General features: G+C 69.1%; 15 protein-coding genes. 9 read left to right on the forward strand and 6 right to left on the reverse strand.

The window, feature by feature from the left end:
- Nucleotides 1–33: 33 nt before the first annotated feature.
- Together Q7X29_RS12065 and Q7X29_RS12070 are read right to left on the reverse strand one after the other, a co-directional pair.
- Entirely contained in the window at nt 34–345 is a 312-nt protein-coding gene (locus Q7X29_RS12065; protein WP_316574088.1) for an antibiotic biosynthesis monooxygenase family protein, read from the reverse strand.
- 13 nt (nt 346–358) lie between these two features.
- Nucleotides 359–1,696, reverse strand: coding sequence for a diguanylate cyclase domain-containing protein (locus Q7X29_RS12070; RefSeq protein ID WP_218716540.1), 1,338 nt, complete (start codon nt 1,694–1,696; stop codon nt 359–361).
- An 84-nt stretch (nt 1,697–1,780) separates the two neighbouring features.
- Here Q7X29_RS12070 and Q7X29_RS12075 point away from each other — a divergent pair, with 84 nt between their 5' ends.
- Complete coding sequence (locus Q7X29_RS12075) at nt 1,781–2,974, forward strand: beta-ketoacyl synthase N-terminal-like domain-containing protein (protein ID WP_316574089.1); 1,194 nt, start codon at nt 1,781–1,783, stop codon at nt 2,972–2,974.
- 10 nt (nt 2,975–2,984) lie between these two features.
- Here the strand turns inward: Q7X29_RS12075 and Q7X29_RS12080 are convergent, their stop codons facing one another.
- Nucleotides 2,985–4,811, reverse strand: coding sequence for a sensor histidine kinase (locus tag Q7X29_RS12080; RefSeq protein WP_218716541.1), 1,827 nt, complete (start codon nt 4,809–4,811; stop codon nt 2,985–2,987).
- A gap of 141 nt (nt 4,812–4,952) precedes the next feature.
- Between Q7X29_RS12080 and Q7X29_RS12085 the strand changes: the two genes are divergently transcribed.
- Nucleotides 4,953–5,732, forward strand: coding sequence for a sigma 54 modulation/S30EA ribosomal C-terminal domain-containing protein (locus Q7X29_RS12085; protein ID WP_316574090.1), 780 nt, complete (start codon nt 4,953–4,955; stop codon nt 5,730–5,732).
- A gap of 4 nt (nt 5,733–5,736) precedes the next feature.
- Here the strand turns inward: Q7X29_RS12085 and Q7X29_RS12090 are convergent, their stop codons facing one another.
- Nucleotides 5,737–6,369, reverse strand: a complete 633-nt coding sequence (locus Q7X29_RS12090; RefSeq protein ID WP_218716543.1) for a response regulator transcription factor — start codon at nt 6,367–6,369, stop codon at nt 5,737–5,739.
- Between the two features lie 329 nt (nt 6,370–6,698).
- Between Q7X29_RS12090 and uvrA the strand changes: the two genes are divergently transcribed.
- Nucleotides 6,699–9,677 (forward strand): excinuclease ABC subunit UvrA, encoded by a 2,979-nt coding sequence (uvrA, locus tag Q7X29_RS12095; RefSeq protein ID WP_316574091.1) that lies wholly within the window; start codon nt 6,699–6,701, stop codon nt 9,675–9,677.
- A 517-nt stretch (nt 9,678–10,194) separates the two neighbouring features.
- Here uvrA and Q7X29_RS12100 read toward each other — a convergent pair.
- A complete protein-coding gene (locus tag Q7X29_RS12100; RefSeq protein WP_218716545.1) occupies nt 10,195–10,536 on the reverse strand; it encodes a DUF1844 domain-containing protein in 342 nt (113 codons plus the stop codon).
- Between the two features lie 358 nt (nt 10,537–10,894).
- On the opposite strand from Q7X29_RS12100, the gene infC reads away from it, so the two are divergent.
- From infC to Q7X29_RS12120, 4 genes are all read left to right on the forward strand, one after another.
- On the forward strand, nt 10,895–11,575 hold the full coding sequence (gene infC / locus Q7X29_RS12105; RefSeq protein ID WP_218716554.1) for a translation initiation factor IF-3: 681 nt from the start codon (nt 10,895–10,897) through the stop codon (nt 11,573–11,575).
- A 32-nt stretch (nt 11,576–11,607) separates the two neighbouring features.
- Nucleotides 11,608–11,805: a 50S ribosomal protein L35 gene (gene rpmI, locus Q7X29_RS12110; RefSeq protein ID WP_218716546.1), complete on the forward strand. Its 198-nt coding sequence runs from the start codon at nt 11,608–11,610 to the stop codon at nt 11,803–11,805.
- Between the two features lie 116 nt (nt 11,806–11,921).
- The gene (rplT, locus tag Q7X29_RS12115) at nt 11,922–12,308 is read left to right on the forward strand and encodes a 50S ribosomal protein L20 (protein ID WP_019046423.1); all 387 of its coding nucleotides are present in this window, start codon (nt 11,922–11,924) and stop codon (nt 12,306–12,308) included.
- Nucleotides 12,309–12,343: 35 nt separating this feature from the next.
- Nucleotides 12,344–13,141, forward strand: a complete 798-nt coding sequence (locus tag Q7X29_RS12120) for a TrmH family RNA methyltransferase (protein ID WP_316574092.1) — start codon at nt 12,344–12,346, stop codon at nt 13,139–13,141.
- Nucleotides 13,142–13,148: 7 nt separating this feature from the next.
- Here Q7X29_RS12120 and Q7X29_RS12125 read toward each other — a convergent pair whose 3' ends face one another.
- Complete coding sequence (locus Q7X29_RS12125) at nt 13,149–13,706, reverse strand: TetR/AcrR family transcriptional regulator (RefSeq protein WP_255586939.1); 558 nt, start codon at nt 13,704–13,706, stop codon at nt 13,149–13,151.
- 129 nt (nt 13,707–13,835) lie between these two features.
- Here Q7X29_RS12125 and Q7X29_RS12130 point away from each other — a divergent pair, with 129 nt between their 5' ends.
- Nucleotides 13,836–15,269 carry an MFS transporter gene (locus Q7X29_RS12130; protein ID WP_255586940.1) on the forward strand — a complete coding sequence of 478 codons (1,434 nt, stop codon included), beginning with the start codon at nt 13,836–13,838 and terminating at the stop codon, nt 15,267–15,269.
- A gap of 897 nt (nt 15,270–16,166) precedes the next feature.
- Nucleotides 16,167–17,228: a phenylalanine--tRNA ligase subunit alpha gene (gene pheS / locus Q7X29_RS12135; RefSeq protein WP_218716549.1), complete on the forward strand. Its 1,062-nt coding sequence runs from the start codon at nt 16,167–16,169 to the stop codon at nt 17,226–17,228.
- The last annotated feature ends 17 nt before the right edge of the window (nt 17,229–17,245 follow it).

Consider the following 17,245-nt stretch of genomic DNA (forward strand, 5'->3'; position numbering starts at 1 on the left):
CCTTTGTCACCGGCGAGAACAGAGTTGTCGAGTCTACTCGGCGAACAGATCGCCACCGACGATCGGCGTGAAGTGCTCGACCACGGGAAACGGGTCGTAGAAGTGGTGCAACAGCGCCCGCCAGCGTTGATATTCCGGCGATCCGCGGAAACCCGCGGTGTGGTCGGTCAGCTGTTCCCAGCGCACCAGCAGCAGATAGCTGTCCGGACGTTCGACGCACCGCGACAGCGACAACCCACCGAAACCCGGCATCGACGCGATGATCGGCGCGGCCTCGGCGAACGCGGCCTCGAAGTCCTCGGCCAGACCTGCGCGAACGGGCAGCACCGCGTGTTCGATGATCACGCCGACCAGTCTGTCAGGAGGCGTGAGTGTTGTTCGATCGACGATTCTGACCGAGACCGAGGTCACGATGACCCGACGGCTTGTCGCGGTACATCGCCAGGTCGGCGTCGTGCAGGACGGCCTCCGGGGTGCGGTGTTCGTGCGGTCCGAGCTCGGTGATGCCGATCGAGGCGCTCACCTCCAGCCGGTGCCCGCGGGCGATGATCGGCTCGGCCATCGTGGTGCGCAACCGCTCGATCAGACCGGGCAGATCGGTGCTGTGCGGATGCCCGGCGAGCAGGACCAGGAACTCGTCGCCGCCGAGCCTGCCCACCAGGTCCTCGGCCCGCAGCGCGCGCTGCAACCGCTGGGCGACGATCTGCAGCACCGTGTCGCCGATCGCATGACCGAGGGTGTCGTTGATCGCCTTGAACCCGTCGAGATCGATGAACAGCACCGTGGTGACCAGGCTGCCGCCCTCGTCGGCCAGCGCGGCCGAGAGCTGGGACAGGATCAGCGAGCGGTTGGCCAGCCCGGTCAGCGCGTCGTGGGTGGCCTGGTACTCGAGCTGGCGCCTGCTGGCCCGGAACTCGGTGATGTCGGCGAAGGAGGACACTCCCGAGGAGTGCGGGGTGTCGGGGTTGAGCAGCCGGCAGTTGCACGACAGCCACACCTGCTGCCCGTCGGTGCGCTCCACGCCGAAGATGAACTGGGTGACGGCCTCGCCGGTCGCCAGGGTGTGCGCCATCGGATGCCGGTTCGTCGGCATCGGCTGCCCGTTGCGGTCGATCAGGCGCAGCGGCAGTTCGTCGATGGCGTGCCCGATCACCGGTGTCGCGTCGTCGATGCCGAGGATCCGCCTGCCCGCCGGATTGATCGACTCGACGCGTCCGCGCGGATCGACGACGAGCACGCCCTCCTCCAGCTGCGAGACCACGGTGGTGAAGTGCGCCTCCGCCCGGCGTGCCGAGGCCTCCGCGGCCCGCTGCGCGGTCAGGTCGTGCACGACCACCTGGTAGGCCAGTGCGTCCTGCCACGCTGTGAGAACCGACACGGTCTGCACCGGCACCGTCCGGCCGTCGAAGCGCACCAGGTCCATCTCGGTGGGCGGGGACGCGGCGCCCTCGGCGGTGAGCTGGTCGATCCGGTCGAGCATCGCCGGGATCGACTCGGGATGCACGAACCGGGTGATGGGCAATCCGAGCAGGTCATCGGGGGTGCGGGCGCCGAGCAGCCGGACCATCGCGGGATTGGCGAAGACCACGATTCCCGCCTCGTGCACGCAGATCGCGTCGGGCGTGTGTTCGACGAGCGAGCGGTATCGCTGGGCGAGCTGTTCGGCGCTCGCCGCGTCGGTATTGGTTTCTCCCACTGCGATACCCCCGATCTCGACCTGGTCTGGCGACGGCGAACAGGACTATTGTGGGGACCCTCGATGAGATCCGCGAGGAGCGATGTGAAACCGGACGTGCGTCCCGGCGGCATGGTCCACCGCCCCGATTCTATGTCGATCGCGGGCATCGGTGTCGTCTCCGCCTTCGGCTGGGGCCGTGAGCAGCTGTGGCAGGGAGTTCTGGGGGGTAAACCGTCGGCCCGGCTGTACCCCGGATACGGTCCCGAGCGGGACCAGCACGCCTGGGTCGGCCGGATTCCCGACGGGGGTGATCTCGCCCACGGAGCCGGTCTGTTCGGGCGCGCCGTGCACGCGGCGGCCGCCGAGGCCGTCGCCGACGCCGAAGCGCGCGGGTGGCGCGCGGCGGGGCGCACGGTCGGTCTCGTGCACGGATTCACCCTCGGTGACGTCGCCGACTGGCGCGAGTTCTATCTCACCGACCACGGCCACCGGCGCTCGCGCGACTACCTGCGGATGCTGCCCTCGACCCCGATCTCGGTGATCATGCAGGAATTCGGTTTCCACGGCCCCGCGATGAACGTCTCGGCGGCCTGCAGCACCGGCGCGGCGGCGCTGCTCACCGCGAAGATGTGGCGCGAGGCCGGCCTGGTCGACGACGTGCTGTGCGTCGCCACCGACCTCTCGGCGACGCCGGAGATGCTCGAACACTTCGTCCGGCTCGGCGCCGCGGTCGGCCACGCCGACCCGTTCACCGCGTGCCGGCCGTTGCAGGAGGGATCGCTCGGTTTCACCATGGCCGAGGCGTCGGTCGCGCTGCTGCTCACCGATGCCGTCGACGCCCCGTACGCCCGGGTCCTCGGCGGCGCGATGACCAACGACGCGTTCCACGTCGTCTCCGTCGACCCCGACCACACCCAGCTGATCGACTGCACCGAGCGCGCGCTGACCGCGTCCGGGGTCACGGCGACCGATGTGGCCTACGTCAACGTCCACGGCACCGGCACCGGCCAGTGTGACGCCGCCGAACGCCACGTGCTGACCTCCGTGTTCGCCGACCGCCCCGCGATCACCGCGCTCAAGCCGCTCACCGGGCACTGCCAGGGCGCGGCCGCCGCCGTCGAGGTCGCCACCATCGCGCTGTCCTACGAACGCGGCATCGCGGCCTCGGCGCCGATCGTGGCGCCCGCGCACCCGCGGCTGCTGGACGGCCCGGCCCCGATGACCGACGGTCCGACGGTGAAACTGTCGATGGGGATGGGCGGCAACAACGCCGCCGTCGTGCTCGGACCGGCCTGAGCGGTCGCGCTCAGTCGCTCTCGCCCGCCTCCGGGCCGCCTGCCAGCGCGTAGCCGCCGGTGGTCGGTGCGTCCTGCGGCAGCGGGACCGCCCAGCGCAGCTGGGTACCCGGCATCTCGGGGTGGTTGCCGTCGGCGTCCGGGCGCTTGGCGGGCCCGATCTCGAAGTGCCCGCTCGCCTCCTGCGCGCGCTGCTCGAGATTGCGCAGCCCGCTGCGGATGACGTGGTTGGGGATGCCCCAGCCGTTGTCGGTGACGGTGATCGTCAGGTCGTCGGCCACGTCGATGACGATCGCGACGGTGTCGGCGCCGGAATGGCGGACCGCGTTGCTCACCGCCTCGCGCACCACCGCCTCGGCGTGATCGGCCAGCTGCGGGTCCAGGACCGACAGTGGACCCGACACCTGGATGGTGGCCCGCAACGCGATGTCGGCGGTCTGGCGCCGGATCGCCACCTCGAGCCGCTGCTGCAGGCCCGCGCTGTGGTCGGGGCCGCTGGCGTGCAGGTCGAAGATGGAGGTCCTGATCTCCTGCACGACTTCCTGCAGGTCCATGATCACCGTCGAAAGACGTTGCCGCACTTCGGGAACCACTGCCTTGGGTAGGGTGGCCTGCACGGTCAGGCCGATGGCGAACAGTCGCTGGATCACGTGGTCGTGCAGGTCGCGGGCGATGCGGTCGCGGTCGGCGACGATGTCGAGTTCGCGCATCCGGCGCTGCGCGTCGGCCAGCCGAACCGCCAGCGCGGCCTGATCGCAGAAGGCCGCGGTCAGTTCCAGCATCTCGTCGGAATAGGGGGCGAAGCCGGGCGGGCGGATCGTCACCAGCACACCGAGCGTGGCATCGGGGGTGCACAGGGGCAGCACGAGTGCCGGTCCGGCGCCGGGCAATTCGGCGCCGGGGAACTCGACGCCCAGGGTCACCGTCGAGACGTCGTCGAAGCGCAGGGGCGTGCGCCTGCTGAACGCGTCGCCCAGGGCGGTGCCGGCGATCGGGACGGTCTGCCAGTCCTGCCCGGCGTCGGGGCCGGTCCACTGGGTGATCACCAATTCCGAGATCTCGCCGGGTAGTTCGTCCGGCACCGGCACCGAGGCCAGGAATGCCTGATGCGAGCCGGTGAGGCCCCGGGCGTGGTCGACGACATGCGCCAGCACGCGGTCGGATTCGGTGCCGGCGAGGAACTCGGTGGCGATGTCGCGGGTCGCTTCGATCCAGGCCTGCCGGGTCCGCGCCTGTTCGTAGAGCCGGGCGTTGTCGACCGCGATGCCCGCCGCGGCCGCCAGCGCCAGCACCAGGACCTCGTCCTCCTCGGTGAACGGCTGGCCGTCGGACTTCTCGGTCAGATAGAGACTGCCGAAGACCTCGTCCCGGATACGCACCGGCACACCGAGAAACGTGTGCATCGGCGGATGACCCGCCGGGAAGCCGATCGAGGAGGAATGTTCGGTGAGATCGTCCAGGCGCAGTGGCGCCTTCTCGGCGAACACCGCGCCGAGCACGCCGTGGCCCGCGGGTAATCGCCCGATCCGGTCCCGGATCTGGTCCGGCATGCCCTCGTCGATGAACTGCGAGACCTGCTGGTCGTGGCCGCGGACCGCGAGCGCGCCGTAGCGGGCGTCGACCAGGTTCATCGCGGTGCGCACGATCGTGCGCAGGGTCTCGTCGAGATCCAGGCCCGCGGTGACCGTCAACATGGCCTCGACCAGGCCGTCCATCCGGTCGCGGGAACCGATCATCACCTCGACGCGATCGGCCACCTCGCCGAGCAGTGCGCGCAATCGCTGCTGGGAGACCGTCCGGCCCACCGAATAGCGGCCACCCCGACCGTCATTCGTCATCGCCGTATCCGTTCGCCGCGCCACCCCAACCGTCGAACGCAAAGTCTAGTCCGCAAGGTGGGGACTTTCGGCCCTTCACCCACAAGGGCCCCCATGGTGGCATAGGGCACCGGGAAAAGGGATCGAGAAGTGGGGCAAGAGATGAATTCGTTGTCGACTACCCAGCACTGGACGACCGCCGCGGACCCGGAGCTCGCGGTGACCACCTGCGGCGAGGTACCACCCCAGGACGTCACCCGCGCTGTCCGCGCCATCACCCGCGTGATGCGCAGGCATCACCTCGACAGTCCGGCCCGCGTGCGCGTCACCGCGCCGCAGGGTTCCGACGAGCCGACGCTGGTGCAGGCCAACATCCGAACCAACGACACGCTCACGCGCGTGCAGGTCACCGGTCCCGGCGGCTTCGCCGTCACCTTCGCCGCCGAGCGGCTGGATCGTCAGCTGGCCCGGCGCGCGGGCAAGGAATCCCGCGGCGCGTGGCCGGATCCGGCCCGGCGCCCGCTGGCTCAGATCACCGAGACCCGTCCGATCATCCGCCGCAAGGACTGTGCGCTGATGACGGGCACGCCGCTGGAAGCCAGCACCGTGCTGGACGCGATGGATTACGACGCCTACCTGTTCACCGACGCCCAGACGGGCGAGGACGCGATCGTCACCTGGGCCGATCCGCACGGCGTCAGCCTGGCCAGGCAGCGGCACACGGCCGCGGCGGGGGAGTCGGCCGAGCTGCCGCTGACCGCCAGCGCCATGCCGGTCCGCGTCGTCCAGGACGCCGCGCCGGTCTACGCCGAGGACGAAGCCTCCGACGTGCTGTGCACCGGCGGCCTACCGTATCTGTTCTTCACCGACAGCCACACCGGCCGCGGCAACCTGCTCTACCGCCGCTACGACGGCGACCTGACGATCGTCGTCCCCTCCTGATTTCTTACGGTTCGCGCAGCTTGGTCGCCAGCACGGCGGCCTGGGTGCGGCGTTCGACGCCGAGCTTGGCCAGCAGCCGGGAGACGTAGTTCTTCACCGTCTTCTCGGCCAGGAACATCCGCGCGGCGATCTGCCGGTTGGTGAGCCCCTCGCCGAGCAGCTCGAGTAATCGGCGTTCCTGCTCGGTGAGCCCGGCCAGCGCGCCGGAGGGCTCGGTGCTGCGGCGCAGCCGGGCGCGCAGGGCGTCGGCCGCGCGGGTGTCGAGCAGCGAGTGGCCGGCGCCGACCTGTTTGATCGCGTCGGCCAGCTTCATCCCGTCGATGTTCTTCACCACATAGCCGCTGGCACCGGCCAGGATCGCGTCGAGCATGGCGTGCTCGTCGGAGAACGAGGTGAGGATCAGGCAGCGCAGGTCCTCGAACTCGGCGAGCAGATTGCGGCACAGCTCGATGCCGTTGCCGTCGGGCAGGCGGACATCGAGCACCGCCACGTCCGGCCGCGCCTCGCGAATGCGCGCCATCGCCTCGGCCACGCCACCGGCCTGCCCGATCACCCTGAGTTCTGGATCACCCTCGAGCAGATCGATCAGCCCGCGCCGGACGATCTCATGGTCGTCGACCAGGAAAACCTCGAGCACGCCGGCTCCTTCATCATGTCGATCGCCCCACCCCTGCCGTCAAACATAATCCGTATGCCGAAATAGTGGGCGCAGACCGGGAACTCGACCACCACGCCCCGACCCCCAGGAGGGGCAGGCCGCGCAGCGGCCGTCGCGGCCGTCCCGCCGATCGGGCGCCGTTGCGCAAGCGACGAAGGAGCAAGCAACGGCGCCCGATCGGCGGGACAGGAGGGGCCGCGACCTCGAGCGCGCCAGCGCTCCAAAGTTTCTGTCGGTGGGTCCGCCTAGCATGGCGAGCGGGGGTTCATGTCCGGTCGGCGGATGACGATGGAGAAGGGATTCACCAGGTGGCGGAACGCCTCACTGTGCGCGGAGCTCGGGAACACAACCTGAAAGGTGTCGACCTCGATCTGCCTCGTGACAGCCTGATCGTGTTCACCGGTCTGTCCGGTTCCGGGAAGTCGAGCTTGGCGTTCGACACGATCTTCGCCGAGGGGCAGCGTCGCTACGTCGAGTCGCTGTCGGCCTACGCGCGGCAGTTCCTCGGACAGATGGACAAGCCCGATGTCGACTTCATCGAAGGCCTCTCGCCCGCGGTGTCGATCGACCAGAAGTCGACCAACCGCAATCCGCGGTCGACGGTCGGCACCATCACCGAGGTCTACGACTACCTGCGCCTGCTCTACGCCCGCGCAGGCACCCCGCACTGCCCGGTGTGTGGCGAGCTGATCGCCAAGCAGACCCCGCAGCAGATCGTCGACCAGGTGCTGGCGATGGAGGAGGGGCTCAAGTTCCAGGTCCTCGCGCCGGTGGTGCGGACCCGCAAGGGCGAGTTCGTCGACCTGTTCGACCAGCTCAAGACCCAGGGCTACTCGCGGGTGCGGGTCGACGGCGTGGTCTATCCGCTGACCGATCCGCCGAAGCTGAAGAAGCAGGAGAAGCACGACGTCGAGGTCGTCGTCGACCGGCTCGCGGTCAAGACCGCGTCCAAGCAGCGCCTCACCGACTCGATCGAGACGGCGCTGCGGCTGGCCGACGGCATCGTGGTGCTCGACTTCGTCGACCGCGACGAGCACGCGCACGACCGGGAGCGCCGCTTCTCCGAGCGTCTGGCCTGCCCGAACGGCCACGCGCTCGACATCGAGGACCTCGAGCCGCGCTCGTTCTCCTTCAACTCGCCCTACGGCGCCTGCCCCGACTGCACCGGCCTGGGCATCCGCAAGGAGGTCGACCCGGAGCTGGTGGTGCCCGATCCGGAGCTGAGTCTGGCCGACGGCGCCATCGCGCCGTGGTCGCGCGGGCAGACCGCCGAGTACTTCAACCGGCTGCTGTCGGGCCTGGCCGAGTCGATCGGCTTCTCGATGGACACCCCGTGGCAGGACCTGCCCGCCAAGGCCCGCAAGGCGGTGCTCGAGGGCAGCTCCGACCAGGTGCACGTGTCCTACGTCAACCGCTACGGCCGCAAGCGCTCCTACTACGCCGACTTCGAAGGCGTGATGCCGTTCCTGCACCGGCGGATGGACAACACCGAGTCCGAGCAGATGAAGGAGCACTACGACGGCTACATGCGCGATGTGCCGTGCCCGGTGTGCCACGGCGCCCGCCTGCGCCCGGAGATCCTGGCCGTCACGCTGGCCGCCGACGGCACCGACAAGTCGATCGCCGATGTCAGCGATCTGTCGATCGGCGAGTGCGCGCACTTCCTGAACTCGCTGACGCTGGGGGAGCGCGAGGCCGCGATCGCCGGTCAGGTGCTCAAGGAGATCCAGGCGCGCCTGGGCTTCCTGCTCGACGTCGGTCTGGAGTACCTCACGCTCTCGCGCGCCGCGGCGACGCTGTCCGGCGGCGAGGCCCAGCGCATCCGCCTGGCCACCCAGATCGGCTCCGGCCTGGTCGGCGTGCTCTACGTGCTCGACGAGCCGTCGATCGGTCTGCACCAGCGCGACAACCGCAGGCTCATCGAGACGCTGCTGCGGCTGAAGAACCTGGGCAACACCCTGATCGTCGTCGAGCACGACGAGGACACGATCCGTGCCTCGGACTGGGTCGTCGACATCGGCCCGCTGGCCGGTGAGCACGGTGGCCGGGTGGTGCACAGCGGTCCCTACACCGAACTGCTCACCGAACCCGAATCACTCACCGGCGCTTACCTTTCCGGCCGGGAGCAGATCGAGGTGCCGATGGTGCGCCGCCCGATCGACAAGAAGCGCAGGCTCACCGTCGTCGGCGCCACCGAGCACAATCTGACCGGGATCGACGTGGCGTTCCCGTTGGGCGTGCTCACCGCGGTCACCGGTGTCTCCGGCTCGGGCAAGTCGACCCTGGTCAACGACATCCTGGCGACGGTACTGGCGAACAAGCTCAACGGCGCCCGCCAGGTGCCCGGCAGGCACACCAGGATCAACGGCCTGGACCACCTGGACAAGCTGGTGCAGGTCGACCAGTCGCCGATCGGGCGCACCCCGCGCTCGAACCCGGCCACCTACACCGGTGTCTTCGACAAGATCCGCACCCTGTTCGCCTCGACCACCGAGGCCAAGGTCCGCGGGTACCAGCCGGGCCGGTTCTCCTTCAATGTCAAGGGCGGCCGCTGCGAGGCGTGCTCGGGCGACGGCACCCTCAAGATCGAGATGAACTTCCTGCCGGACGTCTACGTCCCGTGCGAGGTGTGCCACGGCGCCCGCTACAACCGCGAGACCCTCGAGGTGCACTACAAGGGCAAGACCATCGCCGAGGTGCTGGACATGCCGATCGACGAGGCGGCGGAGTTCTTCGAGCCGGTCACCTCGATCCACCGGTATCTCAAGACTCTGGTCGAGGTCGGGCTCGGGTACGTGCGGCTCGGCCAGAGCGCGCCGACCCTGTCCGGCGGCGAGGCCCAGCGCGTGAAGCTGGCCGCCGAACTGCAGAAGCGCTCGACCGGGCGCACGGTCTACATCCTCGACGAGCCGACCACCGGCCTGCACTTCGAGGACATCCGCAAGCTGCTCAAGGTGATCAACGGGCTGGTCGACAAGGGCAACACGGTGATCGTCATCGAGCACAACCTCGATGTCATCAAGACCTCGGACTGGGTCGTCGACATGGGTCCCGAGGGCGGTTCCGGTGGTGGCACCGTGGTCGCGACGGGCACGCCGGAGGACGTGGCGCAGGTCTCGGGCAGCTACACCGGGCAGTTCCTCAAGGAGGTGCTCGCGGCACCGGCACCGGCCAAGCCCGCGGCGAAGAAGGCGGCGTCCAAGAAGGCGGCTCCCGCCGCGAAGAAGGCCCCCGCCGAGACCGCCGCGGCCAAGCGTCTGGCGCGAAAGGCGGCCGCCCTGCGCTGAGGCCGGATATCCTCGCGCGCGGGGACTTTCCGAAAACGCGACAAAGTGAAACACCTGTGGGTAGCATTCGCCTCACCGTTGCCGGAATACCGGACAGTAACGGTCAGTCGAACCGGCATCCAGTGGTGTCTCGCGCCCGTGGGCGGCGCGATCGCGGGTGTCGTGCAGTACGAAAGGAACGTCCCCATGGATGAAGCCACCACGGCGCTCATCGGCCAGATTCTGTCTTTCCTCAGTGGCGGGTCCTCGCTGGCCTACACGCCCACCAAGCCGACTGCCTGAGTCGGGCGGAATCGAAAGGAACCACTGAGCATGGAAACCGGAAGCGCAGGCCTCGCCAGCATCTTCACCGCTCTCGCCAACGCGATCGCCTCGGGCTCGGCCATCGCCGTGACCCCGGGCACGCCGCCCGCTCCGACCCCCACGGTCTGAGCGCGACCTCGTAAGCCTCTGTAGACGAAGATCCGCCGGCGCACCTGCGCCGGCGGATCTTTTCGTTGCGCTGTTCCCGGACGGCTCAGTACACGGGGCCGGTGTACTTCTCGCCCGGCCCCGCGCCCGGCGCGTCCGGCACCGAGGAGGCCTCGCGGAACGCGCGCTGCAGCGCCTGCAGGCCGTCGCGGATCGGACCGGCGTGCGGGCCGAGGTACTCCACCGACGCGGTGACCAGGCCGGCCAGCGCGGTGATCACCCGGCGGGCCTCGTCGAGATCGACGTGCGCCCCGGAGTCCGGGTCGTCGGCGGCGAGCCCCAGCTTCTCCGCGGCCGAACTCATCAGCATCACGGCGGCCCGGCTGATAACTTCGACGGCGGGGATGTCGGCCAGGTCGCGCACGGGGGGATCGAGCTCGTCAGTCATGCCGACAAGGCTATAGCGGCCCCGGTGGGGCTCGTCCGCGCCAGGCCGATTCGGCGATAGCGGAATGCGATGCTAGACTTTCCGCTGACGACCGCCCCTGGTTGTGTCATGCAGCTCTGGGGCAGATAAGTGGAGCCCGACTCCCACCGTTACCGGCGAGCGATCGTACTGGACAAACGGTCCCGGTCACCCGCCCGATGTGGCGGGTTTCCTGTGTGCCTGGCACGCAGGGGTCGACAGCGAGCTCGTGAGGGCATCGACTGTGGGCGATCGGTCGACATCGGGCCCCGTCGCGGAGAAATACCGCAGCGGGGCTTTCGTGTTGAAACAGGGGTTGCAGTTATTGCATGCGGTCGTTATGACGACACCGCTTGACCTAGGAGGCCCCATCAGCACTGAGACCCGCATCAACGATCGCATCCGTGTTCCCGAGGTTCGACTCATCGGACCCGGCGGCGAACAGGTTGGGATCGTGCGTGTTGAAGATGCACTACGCGTCGCGCTCGAAGCCGATCTCGACCTGGTCGAGGTGGCACCCGATGCCCGTCCGCCGGTCTGCAAGATCATGGACTACGGCAAGTTCAAGTACGAGACGGCGCAGAAGGCGCGCGAGTCCCGGAAGAACCAGGTCCAGACCGTGATCAAGGAGCAGAAGCTCCGCCCGAAGATCGACGACCACGACTACGAGACCAAGAAGCGCAACGTCGTTCGCTTCCTCGAGGCCGGGTCCAAGGTCAAGGTCACGATCATGTTCCGTGGTCGTGAGCAGTCGCGACCCGAGCTCGGTTTCCGGCTGCTTCAGCGTCTGGCCTCCGACGTCGCCGAACTCGGTTTCGTCGAGACCTCGGCCAAGCAGGACGGCCGCAACATGACCATGGTCCTCGCTCCCCACAAGGGCGCGAAGACGCGGGTGAAGGCACAGCAGGAATCGGCTCCGGCAGCGCGTCCGTTGCCGACCGGTCCCGCGAGTGCCGAACCGGCTGCGCTGGTCGACACGCCGGCGCCCGCCGAGCAGGCCGCGCAGGCCGACCCGCAGTAACACCGATTTCAACGACACAGATAGAGGAATCCATGCCGAAGAACAAGACCCACAGCGGCGCCAAGAAGCGATTCAAGGTGACCGGCAGTGGCAAGCTGCTTCGCGAGCAGGCGAACCGTCGCCACCTCCTGGAGCACAAGGCCACCCGCCGGACTCGTCGTCTGGAAGGCACGGAGTCCGTCGCTGCCGTCGACGCCCCCCGCGTGAAGCGGCTGCTCGGTCTCGCCTGATTTCTCAGGCACCACAGACCGTCGCACCCTGACGATTCCGCGGCCGGGATAACCGGACGCCGACAACTACCGAACTCGGGCGCCGCCGCGCCCCCCAGATGATCAAGGACTGAAAAGTGGCACGCGTCAAAAGGGCTGTCAACGCTCAGAAGAAGCGCCGTTCCATCCTCGAGGCCTCCAAGGGCTACCGGGGCCAGCGCTCGCGCCTGTACCGCAAGGCCAAGGAACAGCAGCTCCACTCGCTGACCTACGCCTACCGCGACCGCAAGGCGCGTAAGGGTGACTTCCGCAAGCTGTGGATCGCTCGTATCAACGCCGCCGCGCGTCTGAACGACATCACCTACAACCGCTTCATCCAGGGCCTCAAGGCCGCCGGTGTCGAGGTGGACCGCAAGATCCTGGCCGAGCTCGCCGTCTCCGACGCCGAGGCCTTCGCCGGCCTCGTCGCGGTCGCCAAGGCCGCGCTGCCCGCCGACGTCAACGCCCCGGCCACCGCTGCCTGAGCTTGACGACACACAGCGATCTGTCGGAACGACCCGTGGACGCGCTCTCCGAGCGCAATCCGCGGGTCGTTTCGGCTGTCAAGCTCCAGCGCGCCGCGCAGCGCCGCAAGTCCGGCCAGTTCCTGGCCGAGGGCGCCAATGCCGTGACCGCCGCGCTGGAGACCGGCCGCGTCCGTGAACTGTTCTATTCGGTCGCGGCCGCGAGTCGCGAGACCGCGCTGATCGCCGGTGCCGCCGCCGACGGCGTGCGCACCACCCTGGTCAGCGATCGCGCCGCCGAGCATCTCGGCGAGACCGTCACCGCGCCCGGCCTGGTCGCCGTGTGCGAGCTGGTCGACGTGCCGCTGCCCGACATCCTCGAGCGCGGGCCGCGGATGCTCGCCGTGCCGGTCGAGATCGCCGAACCCGGCAACGCGGGCACCCTGATCCGGGTCGCCGACGCGGTCGGCGCCGACGGTGTGGTGCTGGCGGGCGAGACCGTCGACCCGCACAACGGCAAGTGTGTCCGCGCCAGCGCGGGCAGCCTGTTCCACGTGCCGATCGCGCGCAGCCGCGATGTCGGCGCGACCCTGGACGCCCTCTCCGCGGCGGGCGTGACCATCCTGGCCACCGCCGCGAACGGCGAGGTCGACCTCGATTCCGCCGACGAGATCCTGGCGGGCCCGGTCGCCTGGCTGTTCGGTAACGAGGCCCACGGACTCGACCCCGCCGTCGCGGCGCGGGCCGACCATCGCATCCGGATCCCCATCCACGGCCGTGCCGAAAGCCTGAATCTCGCTGCCGCCGCGGCGATCTGCCTCTACGCGAGCGCGCGCGTCCAGCACGCGCGCTAGCGCCGCCTCAGCAGTGCGGGTCGACGCTGTTGCGCAGGTCGTCGAGGATTTCGGTGGCCCAGGGGAGCGGGATCGCCGCCGCGCCCGCCACCTGCATGGCCGTCATGATCGTCAGCAGCATGCCGCTGGCGACGAAGCGGCGTGATTCCGTCGTATCCGCGCCGGTGAGCTCGCCGACCAGCCGGTAGATCCGGCCGAAGCGTTCCCGCATGTGGTCGCCGATCGCCGGATCGGCGCTCGCGGCGGCGCCGTGCAACAGGTTGAGCGGGAGCTCGCGCTCCGCCAGGAAGACCTCGTAGGCCTTGCCGAGTGCCTGCAGGGCCGCGGCGGTATCGGCGCCGGGCTCGATCTCGGCGCTGCGGAAGACCTGCTCGATGCGGGCGCACACCTCGTGCAGGACCGCGACGAACAGCTGCTGCTTGGTGCCGAACAGCCGGATCACATAGGGTTGGGACACTCCGGCCAGCCGGGCGATCTCATCGGTTTTCGTTGCGGCGTAACCAGATTCGGCAAACGCTTGGACGGCGGCCGCGAGCACCTGGGCACTGCGCTGCGACGCGGTCATGCGCGTTCTGGTCGTGCCGTCCATCCGGTAGTCCACCTCCTGGTCAGCCCCCTTTCACTTGACATGTTATCAGCCGATGCATAACGATGACTGCTAGTTATCAGTGAATAACAACCAAAGGGCTCGGAGATGACGCAGACACTCGATCCAGGTGGTACCTCGACCGCCGAGACGCCGCGCGAGACAGTCGCGAAGGCCAAGCCGCTCGGCGCGGTCATCGCCGCGGTCGCCGTGCCGATGTTCATGGTCACGCTGGACAACCTCGTCGTGACGAACGCGCTGCCGGTGATCAAAGCCGAACTGGGAGCGTCGCTTTCGGACCTGCAATGGTTCGTCAACGCCTACACGCTCTCGTTCGCCTCGCTGCTGCTGACGGCCTCGGCGCTCGGCGATCGGATCGGGCGGCGCCGGGTCTTCCTGGCCGGTATCGCCCTGTTCGTCGTCGCCTCGGCGGCGTGCGCCATGGCCACCGAACCGTGGATGCTCATCGCGGCACGTGCCGTGCAGGGCGCGGGCGGCGCCGCGGTGATGCCGCTGTCGCTGACGCTGCTCGCCGCGGCGGTGCCCGAGCGGATGCGCAGCGCCGCGATCGGCATCTGGGGCGGTATCGCCGGGCTCGGTATCGCGGTCGGTCCGGTGGTCGGCGGCGCGGTCGTCGACGGGCTGAACTGGCAGTGGATCTTCTGGCTGAACGTCCCGGTCGGCCTGCTGGCGCTGCCGTTCGCGGCCCGCATGCTCGGCGAATCCTTCGGTGCCGCCCGCAAACTCGATCTCCTCGGCCTGGTGCTCTCGGCCGGCGGTGTGCTGGCGCTGGTGTGGGGCGTCATCCACGGCGCCGACGACGGCTGGACCGCACCGGCCGTGCTCGCCGCCCTGATCGGTGGCGGCGCGCTGCTGGCCGCCTTCGTGGTCTGGGAGAACCGGACCGCCGACCCGATGCTCCCGCTGCACATGTTCGCCGCCCGTGGTCTGAGTCTGAGCTACCTGATCTCGTTCGCGTTCTCGGCAGGCGTGTTCGGCGCGATCTTCCTGCTGGCGCAGTACTTCCAGGTGGTCCAGGGCTACTCGCCGCTGGAATCGGGCGTGCGCACCATGCCGTGGACGATGGTGCCGATGGTCGTCGCGCCGCTGGCCGGTCTGGTGATCGACCGGGTCGGACCGCGGCTGCTCATCGCCGCCGGGCAGGTCTGCCTGGCGATCTCGCTGGCGTGGATGGCGCTGATCATCACCGTCGACCTGCCCTACGTCAATTTTGTGGCGCCCTTCGTCCTCGGTGGCATCGGCATGGGCCTCACCTTCGCCCCGTCCTCCACGATCGTGATGGACAGCGCCGCCCCGGACGATCAGGGCATGGCCTCCGGCATCAACAGCACCGTGCGCGAAGTCGGCGTCGCCATGGGCATCGCCGTCCTGGCCTCGGTCTTCGCCTCCTACGGCGCCTACACCGACCCCCAGTCCTATGTCGACGGCCTCGTGCCCGCCGTCTGGGTCGGCGCGGGCCTGGTCGCCGTCGCCGCCGTCATCGCGGCCTTCCTGCCCCGGCACACCGCACCGGCGGCCTGATCCCGAAGGCGATGGTCCGCGGGCCGCTCGGTCCGCGGACCATCGCCGTTTCCGCCTGGTCACCGCTGAGCGGCGGCGGCCGACCCGGCCGGCACGGCCACGACCTGCTGTGGATCGTCGTAGACGATGACGCCTCGTCCGTCTCTCCGGTCGCGCTATCGGTGAGCACGGCAGTCTCCACGAATGGAGCGACCGCATGACCCTTCCCACGATGCATTCCGGCGCATACCCGGATCCGGTCGAAGGTGATTTCGGTGCCCCCATCGCACTGTCGGCGCCGTTTTCGATGTCACTCGACACCGCCTGCCTGCCGCTCTACGACAAGCACCGACCTCGTCGGCGACGACCCCGAGGGTCGCGCTGACTGCGCATCGCGGCGTCAATTGATGTCCTCCGGTCGGGGAGTGTCCTGGTCAGGCTCGGTCTTCCGTGGCTCGACCGGTCGATGCGAGCAGGGGCTCGCCGAGCGAGGGAAGGGACGGTGGCGAGGGCCCCGGATGCCAAGGCCGCACAGGGCCAGGCCGCTACCCGGGGCCGTGCGGCGGGTACGAGGGCCCGGGGGCGGCGTCGAATCGCAAGTCTGTTCCGGCATCGAGTCGTCCTGTTCTCGAGTCGAACACGCTGATGTGTTTGAACGGTTGGACGGAACTCACGGCGTTTCGGTTCCCACGAATTCGGGGGTGGCGCCGATCGTGGTCCGCGTGTCGGGAAGACCGGCCTGACCTGGACTTGTCGGTCCGGATCGGGACCTTCCGGCGGGCGCTGGCACGGTCGCCACCGCACCGCCGGTAATCCGGATGAATCGCGGGAAGCCGATCCCATAGGATTTATGCAGCACCGATACGGGTAGGCAATGACGCACCCGTGAACCGATCCCCAGGGGAGAGTCGAACGATCGTGGCCGACGACAACAGTGGAGTCGAGCAGAACGCCTTGCTGACCGAGGAGGCACTCGCGGCAGCGGCAGCGGAGGCCGAGAAGGCGTTCGCCGCTGCGGCTGATCTGGATGCGCTGGCGGTCGCCAAGACCGAGTACATCGGCGGCAAGTCGCCGATCGCGCTGGCTCAGCGCGGGCTGGGCACGCTGCCCAAGGAGGAGAAGGCCGACGCGGGCAAGCGGGTCAACGTCGCCCGCAAGCGCGTGTCCGACGCGTTCGAGGCCCGCCGCGCCGCGCTGCTGGAAGAGCGCGATCAGGCCGTGCTGGTGGCCGAGAAGATCGACGTCACCCTGCCCGCGCGCCGTCAGCCGGTCGGCGCCCGCCACCCCATCACCGTCATCTCCGAGCAGATCGCCGACGTCTTCGTCGGCATGGGCTGGGAGGTCGCCGAGGGGCCCGAGGTCGAGACCGAGCACTTCAACTTCGACGCGCTGAACTTCCTGCCCGACCACCCGGCGCGCACCATGCAGGACACCTTCCACATCGCCCCGGAGGGTTCGCGCCAGGTGCTGCGCACGCACACCTCCCCGGTGCAGGTGCGCTCGATGCTGGAACGCGAGCTGCCGATCTACGTCGTGTGCCCGGGCCGTACCTTCCGCACCGACGAGCTCGACGCCACCCACACCCCGGTGTTCTCCCAGGTGGAGGGACTGGCCATCGACAAGGGCCTGACCATGGCCCACCTGCGCGGCACGCTGGACGCGTTCGCGCGCGCCCTGTTCGGCCCCGACACCCGAACCCGGATGCGCCCCAACTACTTCCCGTTCACCGAGCCCTCGGCCGAGGTCGACGTCTGGTTCCCGGACAAGAAGGGCGGCGCGGGCTGGGTCGAGTGGGGTGGCTGCGGCATGGTCAACCCGAAGGTCCTGATCGCCAGCGGCATCGATCCCGAGGTGTATTCCGGGTTCGCGTTCGGCATGGGTATGGAGCGCACGCTGCAGTTCCGCAACGGCATCCCCGACATGCGCGACATCGTCGAGGGTGACGTGCGGTTCACCCTGCCCTTCGGTATCCGGTCCTGAGAGAGAGCGAAAAGTCA

This window comes from Nocardia canadensis (assembly GCF_032656385.1).
In the GTDB taxonomy this organism is placed as follows: domain Bacteria; phylum Actinomycetota; class Actinomycetes; order Mycobacteriales; family Mycobacteriaceae; genus Nocardia; species Nocardia canadensis.

Bases quoted from the DNA above. Each gene is read 5' to 3' on its own strand.
- Q7X29_RS12080 (WP_218716541.1), bottom strand. From the start codon at position 4,811: ATGACGAATGACGGTCGGGGTGGCCGCTATTCGGTGGGCCGGACGGTC.
- Q7X29_RS12085 (WP_316574090.1), top strand. From the start codon at position 4,953: ATGAATTCGTTGTCGACTACCCAGCACTGGACGACCGCCGCGGACCCG.
- Q7X29_RS12100 (WP_218716545.1), bottom strand. From the start codon at position 10,536: ATGACTGACGAGCTCGATCCCCCCGTGCGCGACCTGGCCGACATCCCC.
- infC (WP_218716554.1), top strand. From the start codon at position 10,895: ATGACGACACCGCTTGACCTAGGAGGCCCCATCAGCACTGAGACCCGC.
- rpmI (WP_218716546.1), top strand. From the start codon at position 11,608: ATGCCGAAGAACAAGACCCACAGCGGCGCCAAGAAGCGATTCAAGGTG.
- Q7X29_RS12125 (WP_255586939.1), bottom strand. From the start codon at position 13,706: ATGACCGCGTCGCAGCGCAGTGCCCAGGTGCTCGCGGCCGCCGTCCAA.
- Q7X29_RS12130 (WP_255586940.1), top strand. From the start codon at position 13,836: ATGACGCAGACACTCGATCCAGGTGGTACCTCGACCGCCGAGACGCCG.